The sequence below is a fragment of the Nocardia sp. NPDC051321 genome, from assembly GCF_044455225.1.
Lineage (GTDB): Bacteria > Actinomycetota > Actinomycetes > Mycobacteriales > Mycobacteriaceae > Nocardia.
In genome coordinates, this window is the sequence record NZ_JBITEM010000011.1 from 99,627 (window position 1) to 115,684 (window position 16,058).

General features: G+C 67.3%; 14 protein-coding genes and 1 riboswitch. Of the genes, 7 read left to right on the forward strand and 7 right to left on the reverse strand.

What is annotated here, in order from left to right:
• Positions 1 to 4 precede the first annotated feature (4 nt).
• Both ACIA8C_RS26225 and ACIA8C_RS26230 read left to right on the forward strand, forming a co-directional pair.
• On the forward strand, positions 5 to 3,478 hold the full coding sequence (locus tag ACIA8C_RS26225) for an error-prone DNA polymerase (protein ID WP_397139085.1): 3,474 nt from the start codon (positions 5 to 7) through the stop codon (positions 3,476 to 3,478).
• A gap of 156 nt (positions 3,479 to 3,634) precedes the next feature.
• Positions 3,635 to 4,651 (forward strand): DUF4349 domain-containing protein, encoded by a 1,017-nt coding sequence (locus ACIA8C_RS26230; RefSeq protein ID WP_397139087.1) that lies wholly within the window; start codon positions 3,635 to 3,637, stop codon positions 4,649 to 4,651.
• Between the two features lie 125 nt (positions 4,652 to 4,776).
• On the opposite strand, the gene ACIA8C_RS26235 is transcribed toward ACIA8C_RS26230, so the two are convergent.
• Together ACIA8C_RS26235 and ACIA8C_RS26240 are read right to left on the reverse strand one after the other, a co-directional pair.
• Positions 4,777 to 5,241, reverse strand: coding sequence for a tRNA (cytidine(34)-2'-O)-methyltransferase (locus ACIA8C_RS26235; protein ID WP_397139089.1), 465 nt, complete (start codon positions 5,239 to 5,241; stop codon positions 4,777 to 4,779).
• Positions 5,242 to 5,283: 42 nt separating this feature from the next.
• Positions 5,284 to 5,829, reverse strand: coding sequence for a carboxymuconolactone decarboxylase family protein (locus ACIA8C_RS26240; protein ID WP_397139091.1), 546 nt, complete (start codon positions 5,827 to 5,829; stop codon positions 5,284 to 5,286).
• A 207-nt stretch (positions 5,830 to 6,036) separates the two neighbouring features.
• On the opposite strand from ACIA8C_RS26240, the gene ACIA8C_RS26245 reads away from it, so the two are divergent.
• A complete protein-coding gene (locus ACIA8C_RS26245; RefSeq protein WP_223885296.1) occupies positions 6,037 to 6,282 on the forward strand; it encodes a DUF3017 domain-containing protein in 246 nt (81 codons plus the stop codon).
• On the opposite strand, the gene ACIA8C_RS26250 is transcribed toward ACIA8C_RS26245, so the two are convergent.
• Positions 6,279 to 6,959 carry a nitroreductase family protein gene (locus ACIA8C_RS26250; RefSeq protein ID WP_397139093.1) on the reverse strand — a complete coding sequence of 227 codons (681 nt, stop codon included), beginning with the start codon at positions 6,957 to 6,959 and terminating at the stop codon, positions 6,279 to 6,281. The two genes, ACIA8C_RS26245 and ACIA8C_RS26250, sit on opposite strands and share 4 nt — an antisense overlap.
• Positions 6,960 to 7,028: 69 nt before the next feature.
• Here ACIA8C_RS26250 and ACIA8C_RS26255 point away from each other — a divergent pair, with 69 nt between their 5' ends.
• The gene (locus ACIA8C_RS26255; protein ID WP_397139095.1) at positions 7,029 to 7,400 is read left to right on the forward strand and encodes a winged helix-turn-helix transcriptional regulator; all 372 of its coding nucleotides are present in this window, start codon (positions 7,029 to 7,031) and stop codon (positions 7,398 to 7,400) included.
• A gap of 86 nt (positions 7,401 to 7,486) precedes the next feature.
• On the opposite strand, the gene ACIA8C_RS26260 is transcribed toward ACIA8C_RS26255, so the two are convergent.
• Positions 7,487 to 8,437 (reverse strand): oxygenase MpaB family protein, encoded by a 951-nt coding sequence (locus ACIA8C_RS26260; protein ID WP_397139097.1) that lies wholly within the window; start codon positions 8,435 to 8,437, stop codon positions 7,487 to 7,489.
• Positions 8,438 to 8,601: 164 nt separating this feature from the next.
• Between ACIA8C_RS26260 and ACIA8C_RS26265 the strand changes: the two genes are divergently transcribed.
• Positions 8,602 to 9,255 carry a TetR/AcrR family transcriptional regulator gene (locus ACIA8C_RS26265; RefSeq protein ID WP_397139099.1) on the forward strand — a complete coding sequence of 218 codons (654 nt, stop codon included), beginning with the start codon at positions 8,602 to 8,604 and terminating at the stop codon, positions 9,253 to 9,255.
• Between the two features lie 35 nt (positions 9,256 to 9,290).
• Here the strand turns inward: ACIA8C_RS26265 and ACIA8C_RS26270 are convergent, their stop codons facing one another.
• The 3 genes from ACIA8C_RS26270 to ACIA8C_RS26280 all read right to left on the reverse strand — a co-directional run bounded on the left by ACIA8C_RS26270 (position 9,291) and on the right by ACIA8C_RS26280 (position 12,758).
• On the reverse strand, positions 9,291 to 10,451 hold the full coding sequence (locus ACIA8C_RS26270; protein WP_397139101.1) for a homoserine O-acetyltransferase: 1,161 nt from the start codon (positions 10,449 to 10,451) through the stop codon (positions 9,291 to 9,293).
• On the reverse strand, positions 10,448 to 11,785 hold the full coding sequence (locus ACIA8C_RS26275) for a bifunctional o-acetylhomoserine/o-acetylserine sulfhydrylase (protein WP_397139103.1): 1,338 nt from the start codon (positions 11,783 to 11,785) through the stop codon (positions 10,448 to 10,450). The genes ACIA8C_RS26270 and ACIA8C_RS26275 overlap by 4 nt, the downstream gene beginning before the upstream one ends.
• 91 nt (positions 11,786 to 11,876) lie before the next feature.
• A riboswitch (SAM riboswitch) is annotated at positions 11,877 to 11,987 on the reverse strand.
• Positions 11,988 to 12,038: 51 nt separating this feature from the next.
• Complete coding sequence (locus ACIA8C_RS26280; RefSeq protein WP_397139105.1) at positions 12,039 to 12,758, reverse strand: TetR/AcrR family transcriptional regulator; 720 nt, start codon at positions 12,756 to 12,758, stop codon at positions 12,039 to 12,041.
• A gap of 128 nt (positions 12,759 to 12,886) precedes the next feature.
• Here ACIA8C_RS26280 and ACIA8C_RS26285 point away from each other — a divergent pair, with 128 nt between their 5' ends.
• A complete protein-coding gene (locus tag ACIA8C_RS26285) occupies positions 12,887 to 14,389 on the forward strand; it encodes an MFS transporter (RefSeq protein WP_397139107.1) in 1,503 nt (500 codons plus the stop codon).
• Between the two features lie 305 nt (positions 14,390 to 14,694).
• Entirely contained in the window at positions 14,695 to 15,912 is a 1,218-nt protein-coding gene (locus tag ACIA8C_RS26290; RefSeq protein WP_397139109.1) for an NADP-dependent isocitrate dehydrogenase, read from the forward strand.
• The last annotated feature ends 146 nt before the right edge of the window (positions 15,913 to 16,058 follow it).

The following is a 16,058-nucleotide window of genomic DNA, read 5'->3' on the forward strand; positions in this document are numbered from 1 at the left end:
CGCGGTGGGCTGGAGCAACGGGCCGCCTACCTGGGCGGAACTGGAGCGGGTGCTGTCGGGACGGCCCGGCCGGACCAACCCGGACGCGATGTACCCCGGCGACGGCGGCGACAGCCCGGCCTGGTCCCGCAAGCGCGGCGAGTACCTGGCCGAGCCGGTGCGACCCGCCGACGGGCCGACGGTGCCGTACGCGGAGTTGCACACGCACTCGGCCTACAGCTTCCTGGACGGCGCGAGCCAGCCGGAGGAACTGGTGGAGGAGGCGGTGCGACTCGGCCTCGAGGCGATCGCACTCACCGACCACGACGGCTTCTACGGGACCGTGCGCTTCGCGGAGGCGGCCAGGGAATGGGGGATGCCGACGGTCTTCGGCGCCGAGCTGTCGCTGGGTACCCAGCCCGCCGAGGGTGTTCCGGGTGCCAGGTCCAGAGGGCGTGCACGCCGGAACGGTTCCGCGGAGATGGCTCCGCTCGCGCTGACAGGGCTTAGTGAGACTCCGAAAACCGCTGAGCGGCTTGGTAATTCGACCGCAAGCCGCAGGCACGTCGACGCGCCGGATTCCATCCCGCGCACCGGATCACCGGATCCCGCCGGACCGCACCTGCTGGTACTCGCCCGCGGTCAAGAGGGCTACCGCCGACTATCCAGGGAGATCGCGGCCGCCCACATGGCGGCGGGGGAGAAGGGCATCCTCCGCTACGATCTCGACGCGCTCACCGCGGCCGCCGAGGGGCAATGGCAGATCCTCACCGGCTGCCGGAAAGGGCACCTGCGCCAAGCGCTCGCGGCCGATTTACAGTCGGGCAGTACACGTCTCGTGCGTTCCGAGGCCGCGCTGCGCGACCTGACGGAACGGTTCGGCACCGACCGGGTGAGCGTGGAACTCACCCACCACGGCATTCCGGAGGACGACGAGCGCAACGCCCACCTCATCGCCCTGGCCGACCGCCTCGGCCTCCCCGTACTAGCCACCACCGGAGCGCATTTCGCCGCGCCGGGCCAGCGCCGCCGCGCCATGGCGCTCGCGGCGATCAGGGCCAGGCAGAGCCTGGACGAGATCGCCGGTTGGCTGGCTCCGGCGGGCGGCGCGCACCTGCGTTCCGGCGCGGAAATGGCACGGCTGTTCGCCGACTGCCCGCAGGCGGTGCGCAACGCGGTCACGCTGGCCCGCGAATGCGCCTTCGACCTGAAGCTGATCGCGCCGAAGCTGCCGCCGTTCGACGTGCCCGCCGGACACGACGAGAAGTCCTGGCTGCGCGCGCTCACCCTGGCCGGCGCCGCGGCCCGCTACGGCCCGCCGGAGCGAAACCCGCAGGCGTACCGGCAGCTCGAGCACGAGCTCGCGGTGATCGACAAGCTGGAGTTTCCCGGCTACTTCCTGGTGGTGCACGACATCGTCACCTTCTGCAAGAACAACGACATCCTCTGTCAGGGCCGGGGTTCGGCGGCCAACTCGGCCGTCTGCTACGCGATCGGCATCACCAACGTCGACCCGGTCACCAACAACCTGCTGTTCGAGCGCTTCCTCGCGCCGGAGCGCGACGGGCCGCCCGATATCGACGTCGACATCGAATCCGACCGCCGCGAGGAGGCTATTCAGCACGTCTACACCAAGTACGGCCGCGCGTACGCCGCCCAGGTGGCCAACGTGATCACCTATCGAGGCAAGTCCGCGGTCCGCGATGCCGCACGCGCACTTGGCTTTTCGCCGGGACAGCAGGACGCGTGGAGTAAGCAGGTGAGTAGATGGACCGGCGTCGGCACTGAGACCGGCACCGATATCCCAACCGAGGTGCTGCAGCTGGCATCCGAAATAGAAGGACTGCCAAGGCATCTCGGCATTCACTCCGGCGGCATGGTGATCTGCGACCGCCCCATCGCCGACGTCTGTCCGGTGGAATGGGCACGGATGCCTGGTCGCAGCGTGCTGCAGTGGGACAAAGACGACTGTGCCGCAATCGATTTGGTGAAGTTCGACCTGCTCGGCCTCGGCATGCTCTCCGCGCTGCACTACATGATCGACCTGGTGCGCGAGCACACCGGCGTGATCGTCGAGCTGCACAAGCTCGATCTGCGGGAAGCCGCCGTCTACGAGATGCTCTCGCGCGCCGACTCGGTGGGCGTCTTCCAGGTGGAGTCGCGGGCCCAGATGGCAACGCTGCCCCGGCTGAAGCCGCGAAAGTTCTACGACCTGGTGGTGGAGGTGGCGCTGATCCGGCCAGGCCCGATCCAGGGCGGCTCGGTGCACCCCTACATCCGGCGGCGCAACGGCACCGAGGAGGTGACCTACGACCATCCGGCACTGGAGAATTCGCTGTCCCGCACGCTCGGCGTCCCGCTGTTCCAGGAGCAGCTCATGCAGATGGCCGTCGACGTCGCGGGCTTCACCGCCGCCGAGGCCGACCAGCTGCGCCGCGCGATGGGCTCCAAACGCTCACCGGAACGCATGGAGGGGCTCAAAGAACGCCTCTACCAGGGCATGCGCGACCTGCACGGCATTACCGGCGAGATCGCCGACCGCATCTACGAGAAGCTCTACGCCTTCGCGAATTTCGGTTTCCCGGAAAGCCATTCGCAGAGCTTCGCCTCGATCGTGTTCTATTCGTCGTGGTTCAAACTGCACCACCCCGCGGCCTTCTGCGCCGGCCTGCTGCGCGCGCAACCGATGGGCTTCTACTCCCCGCAATCCCTGGTCGCCGACGCGCGCAGACACGGGGTGCTGGTGCACGGCCCCGACATCAACGCCAGCCGCGCCGAACCCACCCTCGAACACGACGGCACCCAGATTCGCCTCGGCCTGGCCTCGGTCCGGCACATCGGCCCCGATCTCGCCGAAAAGATCGTCGCCGCAAGGGAACACGGGCCGTACACCTCCTTCCTCGACCTGACCGGACGGGTGGAACTCACCGTCGTCCAAGCGGAATCGCTCGCTACCGCGGGTGCCCTCGGCGGTCTCGGCGGCACCCGCCGCGCCGCGCTGTGGGCCGCGGGCGCCGCCGCCGGAGAACGCCAGGATCGCTTGCCCGGCACCGGCGCCGCCACCACCGCCCCCGTGCTGCCCGGCATGAGCGACCTGGAACTGGCCGCCGCGGACGTCTGGGCCACCGGCGTCTCCCCGGGCAGCTACCCCACCGAATTCCTGCGCCAACAGCTCGATGCCCTCGGCGTGATTCCCGCCGCGGGCCTGCTCGCCGTCCGCGACGGGTCGCGGGTGCTGGTGGGCGGCGCGGTGACGCACCGGCAACGCCCTGCCACCGCCGCGGGTGTCACCTTCCTCAATCTGGAAGACGAGACCGGCATGGTGAACGTCGTCTGCTCGGTCGGCTTGTGGGCCCGCTTCCGCCGCCTGGCGCAGAGCGCTCCCGCCTTGATCATCCGCGGCCGTGTGCAGAACGCCGAGGGCGCGGTCAGCGTCGTCGCCGAACACCTGCAGCGGATGGACCTGCGCGTCGACTCGAAGTCGCGCGACTTCCGCTGAACGGGTCGCATCCGCCGCTGGCCGCACGGATCGGAAGATCGCCGCCAAGCTCGGCGAATGACCTGGCCGCGCGCACTTTTAAGAAAGTGTTAGAAGGGCTCTAGAGAACGGTTATGTCGGGCTATTCGCGCGATCACAGCGGCTACTGTGCGAATTATGCGGAAGCTTGCTGTGCTGTGCATCGGTCTGCTCGGTCTGACGTTGCTCGTCGGCTGCGGCGCTGACAACAACGCGAAGAAGGTCCCGCCGCCACCGGGCAGACCCGACTCCTACGCCACTGTGGAGCCCGCCCCCGCGTCGGCCCCACCGGCGCTGCGCGACCAGGGACCCGCGCGCAAAGACAACAACGCAGGCGGTGAAACGGTCACGGCGCGTAAGGAAGTCGTCACCGGCAACGTCGAGATGACCGCGGGCAAACCGGTCGAGGCGGCAAGCACGATCGCCGACCGGGTGCGCGAGGTCGGCGGCCGAATCGACAGCAGGACCGAACAGCCCGGCACCGACGACACCGATCCCAGCGCCACGCTCACCGTCCGGATACCCGCGGACAAGACCGACGCGTTCATCGACGGGCTCGGCGGCATCGGCCGGGTCACCCGGGTACACACCAACCGCGACGACGTGACGATGCAGTGGGAAGACCTGGACGCCAGGATCAAGGCATTGCAGGCCTCCGTCGACCGGCTGCGCGGGCTCATCGCGGGCGCCACCAACACCGCCGACCTGATCAACGCCGAGCAGGCGCTGTCCAGCCGTCAGGGCGAACTCGACAGCCTGACCGCGCAGAAGCGGCACCTCGACGACGAGGTCGCGCTGTCCACGCTCACCATCGACCTCACCACCGCGACCACCAAAGCCCAGCAGGACCGCGCCGACAACTTCTGGGAGGGCATCGTCGCGGGCTGGCACTCGCTGGTGGATTGGCTGAAGGACGCGGTCGTGTTCACCGGTAAGGCGCTGCCGTGGCTCGGTTTCCTGGTGGTGCTCGCCGCCGTGATCTGGGGCGTCGTGCGGACGGTGTTGCGGCGCAAGAAGAGTGGACCGGCGCCGAGTGTGGCGGCCGGTAGTGGCTCGGGGGCCGCGGCGGGCGCCGAGAGTTCGGCGAACACCGGAACCTCGGCTGCTACCGGAAGTTCCTCGGGTTCAGCGAGTTCGGCAGAATCGGAGTCCTGAGAACCGATACTCGGCGTGCCCGGCGATCGAGGGCGGGCACGCCGAGCTACCGTGCGTACGATGAACAGCGCTGCAGCCGTACACCTTACGGCGGTGTGCGCCGCCCGCGAATTCGTGCGCGGCGGTCACACTCCGCCGGGAAAACCGAGCTGACGCCAGGCTTCGTACACCGTGACCGCGGCGGCGTTGGACAGGTTCATGGAGCGGCGGCCAGGCAGCATAGGGATGCGCAACTGGGCGGTGATGTGTGGATCGTCGACGACCGCCGCGGGCAGCCCCGTCGGCTCGGTGCCGAACAGCAGCACATCACCTTCGCGATACGCCGCCTCGGTGTAGTGCGTCGTCGCCCGCGTGGTGAACGCGAAAACCCGCTCCGGCCGCAGCGCCGCCCACGCCGCCGCCAGATCCTTGTGCACCGTCACCGAAGCCAGATCGTGGTAGTCCAACCCGGCCCGCCGCAACTTCGCCTCCGAAAGATCGAACCCCAACGGCTCAACCAAATGCAGCTCACACCCGGTCCCCGCAACCAGCCGAATCGCATTGCCGGTATTCCCGGGGATCGCGGGCTCATGAAACATCAGTCGGAACACGGCAGACAGTCAATCAGGTGCCGAACCGGCCGCTGCGGCGACCTAGTTTGCTGGGCGCTCCGGCAGTGCGCACATGCCGCCCTCGGCCATGCCGGTCGGGCGTACGCCGAGGCCCTGGTTGAGGCGGGCGCGCTGGTTTTCCCAGGCGATGGTGGCGGCTAGTTCGGCGAGTTGGGATTTCGACAGGTGTGTCAGCAAGGTGGTGCGCAGGTCTTCGAGGTCGACGGCGGGGGTGGCGGTCATGGCTTCGGCGAAGGCGATGACGAGCTTTTCCAGATCGGTGTAGGCGTCGCTGGTTCGGTAGCGCGGCAGGTCGGCGAGTTGTTGTTCGGTGAGGCCTGCGGACTGGGCCAGCGCGGAGCCGATGTCCAGGCAGAATTCGCAGTTCACCAGCCCCGCGGTTTTCAGCTCGGCCAGCTCTTTGAGCTTCGGGTCCAGCCGGTTGGCGAACAGCAGCGCGGACTCGAACACCATGGTGCTGAACAAGAGTTGTGGTCGTCGCAGCAGCCAGCCGGTCAGATCGGACCGGTTTCGCTTCGCTTGCCGCACTGCCTTCAGGTAGTGCCGGATCCGTGTCAAGGCCCTCATCAACCCACCCTCCTAAATCGGATGATTCGACTCTACATTCAAACTACGTCCTGTAGTAGATGTTGCGGCCGCCGACTGAGCCCGTCGACGGCGCGCGCAGGGTGGGGCGTCTGTAAGAATCGAGGGGTGACCGATGCCGACACGTCCACCGCGGACCAGCGGGCAGGCAGCAACCTGGGCTCCCAGTTCCTGCGCAGCCACCTGCCGATGGTCGTCGTGACGCTGGTCATCGCGGTGGCGATCGTGTTCGTGGCCCAGGACCGGTGGCGCCGAGGCGCACTGTTCTTCGGCGGGGCGACCCTGCTCGCCGCGGCGTTCCGCCTGTGCCTGCCGACCGCGCGGGTGGGCTTGCTCGCCGTGCGCAGCAAGCCCTTCGACGTCGGCGCGCTGACCCTGCTCGGGTCCGCCATCGTCTTCATCGCCGCCACCATCAACACCCTCGGCGTAGGCTAGTTCCCGGCAGCCGCGGGCAGCGTTGGTGCGCAAGGGAATACGGGGTACTGCTCGGTGAAAACCGCCCGTTCGCGAGGGCGCCGACCTGGGTGCGGCGGGGTGGCGTCGCTGTAACCGACGGCGACCAGGACCGCGATGGCCAGATCGTCGCGATCGCCGATACCGATGGCCTGCTTGATCAGGTCGGGGTCCCAGCCATTCATCGGAGCCGAGGACAGGCCGACGCTGGTGGCGGCGAGCATGACGTAGGTGGCCGCGATCATCGCGTTCTTGACTGCGTTCTCCCGGAGTAGCCCGCGTTCCCGCAACGAATGGAACTCGTTGCGCGAGTGGAACATCGCCTCGAACTCCGCGTTCCACGCCCCGTTGCGCCCGGCCAGTTCGGCGATGTCGGCATTGCTGTCCTGCCAGGCCGTCGGATCGGCGACGAAGACCAGAACGACCGGCGCCTCCAGCGGCTGCGGCTGGCCGAACGCGGCCTTCGACAGCGCCTGCCGCCCGGATTCACTGGTGACCACGACGATCGAGCGATCCTGCATGTTCCATGCGCTCGGCGCCTGCACCGCCAGGTCCAGTAGCTCATCGATCAGCTCCGGTGCTAGGGGATCGGGCCGGAAGTGGCGGGTGGTGCGGCGGGCGCGGATCGCGGCGGGAACCGAAAGTGTCTGTATTTCCATAATTCTTACTATCGGAGAGTGGCGCTCTAATAGGAAGAGGGCACTAAAAAGTGCGTTACACTCGCGAAGGTGCGCACGCTCATCGAGGGTTCCGGCCTGCCCGCCGACATCTACTCGGCAAAATGTCCCACCCGTCAGGTGCTCGACCGGATCGCGGGCAAGTGGACGGTACTGATCGTCGACGCCCTGGCCGACGGCACCATGCGCTACACCGACCTGCACAAGCGCATCGAGGGCATCTCGCAGAAGATGCTGACGCAGACCCTTCGCGAGCTGGAGAACGACGGATTCCTCACACGCACCGTGCATCCCACCGTTCCGCCACGCGTCGAGTACACCCTCACCGATCTCGGCCACAGCCTGCGCACACCCATTGCGGCACTGCGTGATTGGATCGAATCCAACATCAACCTGATCGAGCAGGCGCGCCGCTCGGGGTGAGCCCGCCACGGCGGATTTCGCTGCGGTAGAACCAATTCGGTGAACCGCTCGCCGCACCCCTCGATGCGGCGGGCGAATCCCGAAACTCAGGCAGGCTCAGCGACCAGCGCGGCGCGCCCGGATCGACTGCCGTACAACGCACGTGCTTCCGTCGGGGTGATCGTCTCCGGCCGGGTCGGCGGCTGCGCGTTGATGTGCTCTTTCAGGATCTGTCCCGCCATCGGCGCGATGAACGGCGCGGCGACCAGTAGCCCGAACGAGTTGAACCGGCTGAATCCCCAAACCAGCACCTTGGCGGGCAGTCGAACCGCGAGATCGACGATGCCCCACCGATCGAAACGCCCGAGCTTGCGCATCCACTTCGGCAGTGTCGACACCGACGCCAGCGAAAGCAGCCTGCTGCCAAGGAAATACGAGATGCCCGCGCCATTGCGCGGTGAGGTCCACAGCAGATGGTGCATGCCTTCCTCGGCCCGCTCGGAGGTGCACAGCCGCGGCCGGACCCGCTCGTAGTACTCGCGCACCTCGGCGCGCGAGCGCGGCACATCCTCGGGCTTGCAGGTCTGCAGCTCGGCCGCGATCGCGCATTCCTGCCAGAAGCGCGTCTCCTCTTCCTTGGTCAGTCCGGGCCCGAACATTTCGTAGGCCTTGAGCACCGAGTGCCAGCCGGTGATGTGGATCCACAGCTGGGTGTCCGGGCTGTTCGCGCTGTAGCGGTTCCCGCTGATCGGTTCGATGCCGGTCATCGGCGCGTGGATCTGCATCAGGTGCTCGGCCGCCTGGATGGCGGTGCGCCCGTCGGCGATCGCGGCGATCAGGAAGTAGGAGAAGGTGTGATCGAGGCGCTTGCGCGGGTCGCTGTAGATGCCGCGCGAGTCGGCGACGGCCGCGGTGAGGTACGGATCGAAGTGCTCGAGCACGACGGCCCGCTGGAAGCCGATGACCGCGGTCGGCGCGGTCCAGACCTTCCAGCTGGGCGAATCGGGGCCGAAGAACCCGTAGTCGTCCCGGCGCAGGGTGGTCGGATCGAAGTGCATCACATGCTCCTTTGCGGTGATCGCCCCGGCACCGGGGGTGAATACAACGCAACCGTAGCAATTGCTGGCAATGAATACAACGGATGCGTAGCATTTGTGTCGGAGGGGATGCGGGATCGAGATCGGAATGCTGTCAGGATGGACCGCATGGAGGTGCAGCGGCAGTGACGACATCGCGTACCGCGGCGGACAAGCCGCGCAGGCGCTACGCGCCACGGCTGCCGCCGGAGCAGCGCCGAGCCCAACTGCTCGACGCCGCCTTCGCGGTGCTGAGCCGGGCGGAACTGCACGAACTGAGCATGGAGGCGGTCGCCCAGGAGGCCGGCGTCGGCAAGCCGGTGCTCTACACCGTCTTCAAGACTCGCGCCGAACTCGTTGCGGCACTGCTGGAACGGGAGCGCGAACGGGGCCTCGAGCAGGTCGCCGAGACCATGCCGACCGATCTGATGGGCGCCGACCCGGTCGTCGCCGCCTCGGCCACCGTTGAGGCGTTCGTCGGTGTGGCACTGGAGAATCCGACCCGCTGGCGGCTGATCCTCGCCGGACCTGGCAATGCCCCCGACGAATATCGGGAGGCATTGCGCAAGTCCCGCGCGGGCATATTCGACCAGGCCGAGGCGCTGGTCCGGATCGGCACCGCGCTCGAACCCCGTTGGGCCGGAGTGGATTCCGTTCTGCTCACCAACTCGCTGCTACAGGTCGCCGAGATGCTCGGCAGGCTGGCGGTCAGCGAGCCCGACGAATACCCCCGCGAACGCCTGCAGGGATTCGTCCACGCCATCGTCGGCCTGCTGGTCGGCGCCCCCGCCGACGACTGATCGTGCGCGGCGAAACCGCTGCGCACGAGGTGGATTCAGTTAGCAGGCTGACGGCTCTGCTGCGCCAGCCGCATCGTCTCGGTCAGCAGCTTGGACACCGCCGCGGCCTCGGTGAGGAAGCCGTCGTGTCCGTCGCGCGAGTGCACGACCTCCAGTCCGTCGCAGCCAGGCAATCCCTCGGCGAGTTCCTGCTGCGTGCGCAGCGGATACAGCCGATCGGAGTCGACGCCGCCGACCACGCACGGGACCGGCGTCGCGGCCAGCGCCGCTCGTACGCCGCCGCGTCCGCGCCCGACGTCGTGCCGGTTCATCGCCTCGGTCAGCAGCACGTAGGTGCCGGGATCGAAACGCCCGCAAAGTTTGTCGGCCTGGTGGTCGAGGTAGCTCTGCACCGCGTACCGGCCGCCGCGCCACGGATCCTCGGCGCCCTGCGCGCTGTTCTCGAACCGGTGGTCCAGCTCGTCCTCGGTGCGATAGGTCAGGTGCGCGATCCGCCGGGCGATGCCCATGCCGGCCATCGGCGCGCGATCGGTGTCGTGATAATCGCCGCCCTGCCAGTCCGGATCGGCCTTGATGGCCGCGATCTGGGTGGTCTGCGTGCCGATCTGGTCGGCGGTGGCGCGGGCGCCGACGGCCAGCACCAGCGCGGAGCCGACCCGGTCCGGCGCGCCGACCATCCACTCCAGCACCCGCATGCCGCCCATCGACCCGCCGACCACCGCGGCGAGCCGCTCGATGCCGAGCCGGTCCATCAGCGCCGCCTCGGCGGACACCTGGTCGCGGATGGATATCTCCGGAAACCTTGCGCCCCAAGGCTTTCCGTCGGGCGCCAGCGTCGAAGGGCCGGTGCTGCCCTGGCAGCCGCCGAGCACGTTCGTCGCGATCACACACCACTCGTCGGTGTCGAGCGGACAGCCCGGCCCGACCATACCGTCCCACCAGCCGGGCAGCTGATGAATGTCGTCCGGGTGGCCGACCACGTGCGAGTCGCCGGTCAGCGCGTGCTCGACCAGCACCACGTTGTCCAGCGAGGGGGAGAGCTCGCCCCACCGCTGCACCGCGAGGTGCACCTGCGGGATGACCGTGCCGCTTTCCAGCTTCACGTCTCCGATGGCGATGATGCCGAGCCGCCCGTCCGGGGGTGGCAGGGCCACCCCGGACGAACGGGCGAAACTCGGTTCGGTACTCACCGTCACGTCGCCGCCGCCGCGAAACCGGCACGCAGGTCGCTCAGAATGTCCTCGATTCCCTCGATGCCCACCGCCAAACGGACCAGACCCGGGGTGACACCGGCGAGCAGTTGCTCGTCGGGCGTCAGCTGCGAATGTGTGGTCGACGCGGGGTGAATCACGAGGGAGCGCACATCTCCGATGTTAGCCACATGGCTGTGCAGGGCTAATCCGTCGACGAACTTCTTGCCCGCATCGACACCACCGCGAAGTTCGAAGGCGACGATCGCGCCCGGCCCCTTCGGTGCCAGCCGCTTGGCCCGCTCGTACCAGGGCGAAGTCGGCAGACCCGCGTAGATCACCTTCGTGACGTCGGGCTGGGTGGTCAGGAATTCGGCCACCGCCTTGGCGTTGGCGACATGCCGATCGACCCGCAAGCTGAGCGTCTCGATGCCCTGGCTGATCAGAAACGCGTTGAACGGCGAGATCGCCGAGCCGAGATCCCGCAGCAACTGCACGCGCGCCTTGAGCGCGAAGGCGGGCGCACCGAGGTCGGCGAACACCGCACCGTGGTAGCTCGGGTCCGGGGTGGTGAAGCCGGGGAAGCGCGGCTGTCCCTGCGCGTCGGTCACCGTCCAGTCGAAAGTGCCGCCGTCGACGAGCACACCCGCCACCGCCGAACCGTGCCCGCCGAGGTACTTGGTCGCCGAGTGCACGACGATGTCGGCACCGTGCGCCAGCGGCTGGATCAGGTACGGCGTGGCGACGGTGTTGTCCACGATCAGCGGCAGCCCGGCGTCGTGCGCGATGGCGGAGATACCGGGGATGTCGAAGATGGCGCTGCTCGGGTTGGCGATGGTCTCGCCGTAGAACGCCTTGGTGTTCGGCCGGATCGCGGCCCGCCACTGGTCCAGGTCGTCGGGGTCGTCGACGAAGGAGACCTCGATGCCGAGCTTGGGCAGCGAGTAGTGGAAGAGGTTGTAGGTGCCGCCGTAGAGGTGCGGGCTCGACACGATGTGATCGCCCGAGGTCGCCAGGTTCAGGATCGCGAACGTCTCCGCGGCTTGTCCGGAGGCCAGCAGCAGTGCGGCGACACCCCCTTCGAGCGCGGCGACGCGCTGTTCGACCACGTCCTGGGTGGGGTTCATGATCCGGGTGTAGATGTTGCCCGGCTCGGCGAGGCCGAACAGCGCCGCGGCGTGATCGGTATCGCGGAAGGCGTACGAGGTGGTCTGATAGATGGGCAGGGCCCTGGCACCGGTGGTGCCGTCTGGTGCCTGGCCCGCGTGCACCTGCTTGGTCTCGAAGGACCACTGCGCGGTGGGATCGATATCGGCCGCGGGCAGGGTGGAATTACTCATGAGCTTTGCTCCAAAGAAAAGGTTGTTCGCCAGAACTAGGGGGTTATCGGGATTTAGGCGAAGGACAACAACACATTTCGGGAACCTCCTGAAAGCGCGCTTGCTCTCGACCTTCGAGAGCCCGGTCATCACCCGGAGCACCCCACCGCTGCTGGAGGGTTGCCGTCCAGCAAGCCGGGGCTTCGCGCTGGCACTCATGACCTGAGGGCATCATAACCGGCCGTCGAGCGGCGGCCGAATTCTGTCCTCGAACTCAGCCGGAAGCGCTGGTCCGCGCGCCGCCGCAGACGCGGAAGAACTCCTTGAACGCGGCGGTGAAGGAGTTCCGGCCTGCCGTGGCGGCCTCGTGCAGATCGTCGTAGTCGAACATGCTCTCGCCGCACTCCATGGCGAGGTGACCGATGAGCTGCCAGGTGCCGAGGATCAGCCGCACCGGCAGTGCGCAGGGTGTGCTGCCGAGCCGTTCGGCGACCACCTCAGCGATGGCGATGTTCTTGTTGTCGGCGTGCTCGATGCTGCGCGCGCTGACCGAGGGACTGCTGCGCACGATGCGCTGCATCTGCTGGAATTGCCGGAAGGAGACCGGGCCGCCGCCGGGTTCGCTGACGGCTCGGTCGACGACCTGCAGGAACGCCGTGCGCAGCGATTCCAGTTCGTTGCCGGTGACCGGGAGCTGGCGCAGGGCCGCCGCCACCGCCTGGCCGAAGTCCTGAATCGGACCGAGGACGATGTCCTCTTTGCTGTCGAAGTACCGGTTGATCGTGCGCGGCGACACGTCGGCCGCATTGGCGATTTGCTCGACCGTCGTCGCGTCGAAACCCTGTGCCTCGCACAGGTTCAGGCCGATCTCGATGATCCGCAACCTGGTCTGCTGCTTCTTGCGTTCGCGCAGGCCGGGGTTGGCGTTCGGCGCGGCGCTCGCAGGGGTCTGCGCTGCGGCACTCGCGCCCGTCGGCGTCGGTGACTCGAGCATGCTCCCACCTTATCGAAACCCAGCGTTTTCGTGTCATTAACCGCCAAATGTCGCATCACGACATTTTTCGCTTGACGCCAATTGGCGCCTACTGACAGGATAGCCACCGAGTTCGAAGTGATGAGGAGATGACCGTGACCGACACTGCGCAAGCGGTAGAGATATCTGAAAAACGAGGCGGTTCGGCCCGCTGGTTCGCCCTCGGCGTGATCGCATTAGCCCAGCTCATGGTGGTTCTGGACGCCACCATCGTGACCATCTCGCTGCCGTTCGCGCAGGCTGATCTCGGCATCAGCGACGGCAACAAGCAGTGGATGCTGACCGCTTACACGCTGATCTTCGGCGGCCTGCTGCTGCTCGGCGGTCGACTGGCCGACTACCTGGGCCGACGCCGGATGTTCATCATCGGCCTGGTCGGCTTCGCCGCCGCGTCGGCACTTGCCGGTCTCGCGCAGAACGGCGCGGAGATGTTCGCTGGGCGCGCGCTGCAGGGTGCGTTCGCGGCGTTGCTCGCACCGGCGGCGTTGTCGCTGTTGTCGGTGACCTTCACCGAGGCGCGCGAGCGGGCCACCGCATTCGGCGTGTTCGCGGGTATCTCGGCCGGTGGTGCCGCGCTCGGACTGATCGCCGGTGGCGCGCTCACCGAGTACGCCTCGTGGCGCTGGTGCCTGCTGGTGAACACCCCGATCGCGTTGCTCGCCTTGCTCGGCGCGCTGGCGTGGGTGGTCAAGGACGTGCCGGCGCCGCGTACCGGCGGCTACGACGTGCCCGGCGCGGTCACCGTGACGCTCGGCCTGATCGCGATCGTCTACGGCTTCAGTCGCGCCGCCGAGGACGGCTGGTTGTCCGGCAGCACCCTCGGCCTGCTCATCGCCGGTGCCGCGCTGCTGATCGCGTTCGTCGTCATCGAACGGCGCTCGGCCAATCCGCTACTGCCGCTGCACATTCCGGGCGAGATCAACCGTGGCGGCGCGTTCCTCGCTGCGCTGCTTGTGCCGATCGCCATGTTCGCGATGTTCCTGTTCCTCAGCTACTACTTCCAGATCACCCTGGGCTACTCGTCGCTGAAGGCCGGTTTCGCGTTCCTGCCCTTCCCGGCCGGCATCGCGATCTCCGCGGGCGTCACCAGTGCGCTGCTGCCGAAGCTCGGCCCGCGTCCGCTGATGGTGGCCGGTGCGGTGCTCGGGGTGATCGGCCTGCTGTGGCTGGCGCAGCTCGGTTTCGGTGACAGCTACGCGTCCAGCGTGTTGCCCGCGCAGGTGCTGATCGCGCTCGGCATGGGTCCGCTGTTCGTCGGCATGCAGACCGTCGCGCTGCATCAGGTCGAGGAGGCGGATTCCGGCGTGGCCAGTGCGCTGCTGAACGCGGCGCAGCAGGTCGGCGGGGCGGTCGGCACGGCGCTGCTGACCACTATCTCGGTGCAGACCGCCAAGTCCTACGCGGAGAGTCACGCCACGATCGACAACCTGATCGCCCGTGCCTCGATTCACAGTTACGACGTGGCGTTCTACGTCGGCGCCGGGTTCTTCCTCGCCGCCGTTCCGGTGATCGCGTTCATGATCAGGGACCGGCCCGCGAACCTGATCGAGGGTGCCGAGGACGGGGCGCGCCCGGTCCACGTCGGCGTCTGAATCTCCTCGATACCCCCTCGGTCCGCGTATCGCCAGCTCGGCGATGCGCGGACCGAGGTCGTTGGGCCGGGTGACCTGCGAATTGCAGAATGACCTACCAGCCAGTAAGTTCGTGGGGTTTCTCACTCAGGGGGCTGCCCGCACACCACGATCATCGGCAGCAGTACGCTTGTCTTGTTTGCACCACACGTCTCGCGGACAACGCGGGGCATATACGTTGTCTGTTGGAACAGCTGGGGTCCGCTCACAAGCGTGTTCGCCTGGCCGTGCAATGAGGGCACCATCCTAGGAGGACACGAAGATCCATGTCCAAAATCAAGGTTGAAGGTACCGTCGTCGAACTCGACGGCGACGAGATGACCCGGATCATCTGGCAGTTCATCAAGGACAAGCTGATCCACCCGTATCTCGATGTGAATCTCGAGTACTACGACCTGGGCATCGAATACCGGGACAAGACGGACGACCAGGTCACCATCGACGCGGCCGAGGCGATCAAGCGCCACGGCGTCGGCGTCAAGTGCGCCACCATCACTCCTGATGAGGCGCGCGTCGAGGAATTCGGCCTGAAGAAGATGTGGCGGTCGCCCAACGGCACCATCCGCAACATCCTCGGTGGCACCATTTTCCGTGCGCCGATCATCATCTCCAACGTTCCACGCCTGGTGCCCGGCTGGACCAAGCCGATCATCATCGGCCGTCACGCCTTCGGCGACCAGTACCGCGCCACCGACTTCAAGGTGTATCAGGCCGGCTCGGTCACCATCACCTTCACGCCGGAGGACGGCAGCGAGCCGATCCAGCACGAGGTCGTGAAGATGCCGGAAGACGGCGGCGTCGTCATGGGCATGTACAACTTCAAGGCTTCGATCGTCGATTTCGCGCGGGCCTCGTTCAACTACGGCCTGCAGCAGAACTACCCGGTGTATCTCTCGACGAAGAACACGATTCTCAAGGCTTACGACGGCATGTTCAAGGACACCTTCCAGGAGGTGTTCGATGCCGAGTTCAAGACCCAGTTCGACGCGGCGGGCCTGACCTACGAGCACCGCCTCATCGACGACATGGTCGCCTCCTCCATGAAGTGGGAGGGCGGTTACGTCTGGGCCTGTAAGAACTACGACGGTGACGTGCAGTCCGACACCGTGGCCCAGGGCTTCGGTTCGCTCGGCCTGATGACGTCGGTGCTGCTGACCCCGGACGGCAAGACCTGTGAGGCGGAGGCCGCGCACGGCACCGTCACCCGGCACTACCGCCAGCATCAGCAGGGCAAGCCGACCTCGACCAACCCGATCGCGTCGATCTTCGCCTGGACGCGCGGGCTCGAGCACCGCGGCAAGCTCGACAACACCCCCGAGGTGATCGGCTTCGCGCAGACCCTCGAGGACGTCGTCATCAAGACCGTCGAAGGCGGTCAGATGACCAAGGACCTCGCGTCGCTGGTCGGTGGCGACCAGGGTTACCTGAGCACCGAGGAATTCCTCGGCGCGCTCGACGCGAACCTGGCCCGCGCACTGCGCTAGTCCAGGAATAACCCGGCGCTGGAAGCGAATCCGGCGCCGGGAGGATGACCTTACGGGCACCCGCACCACACGGTGGTACGGGTGCCCGGACTGTTTTCCGGGCACCGGCCAGGCGCCGTCGAGCAATCGAATAGCTCGACGCCGGA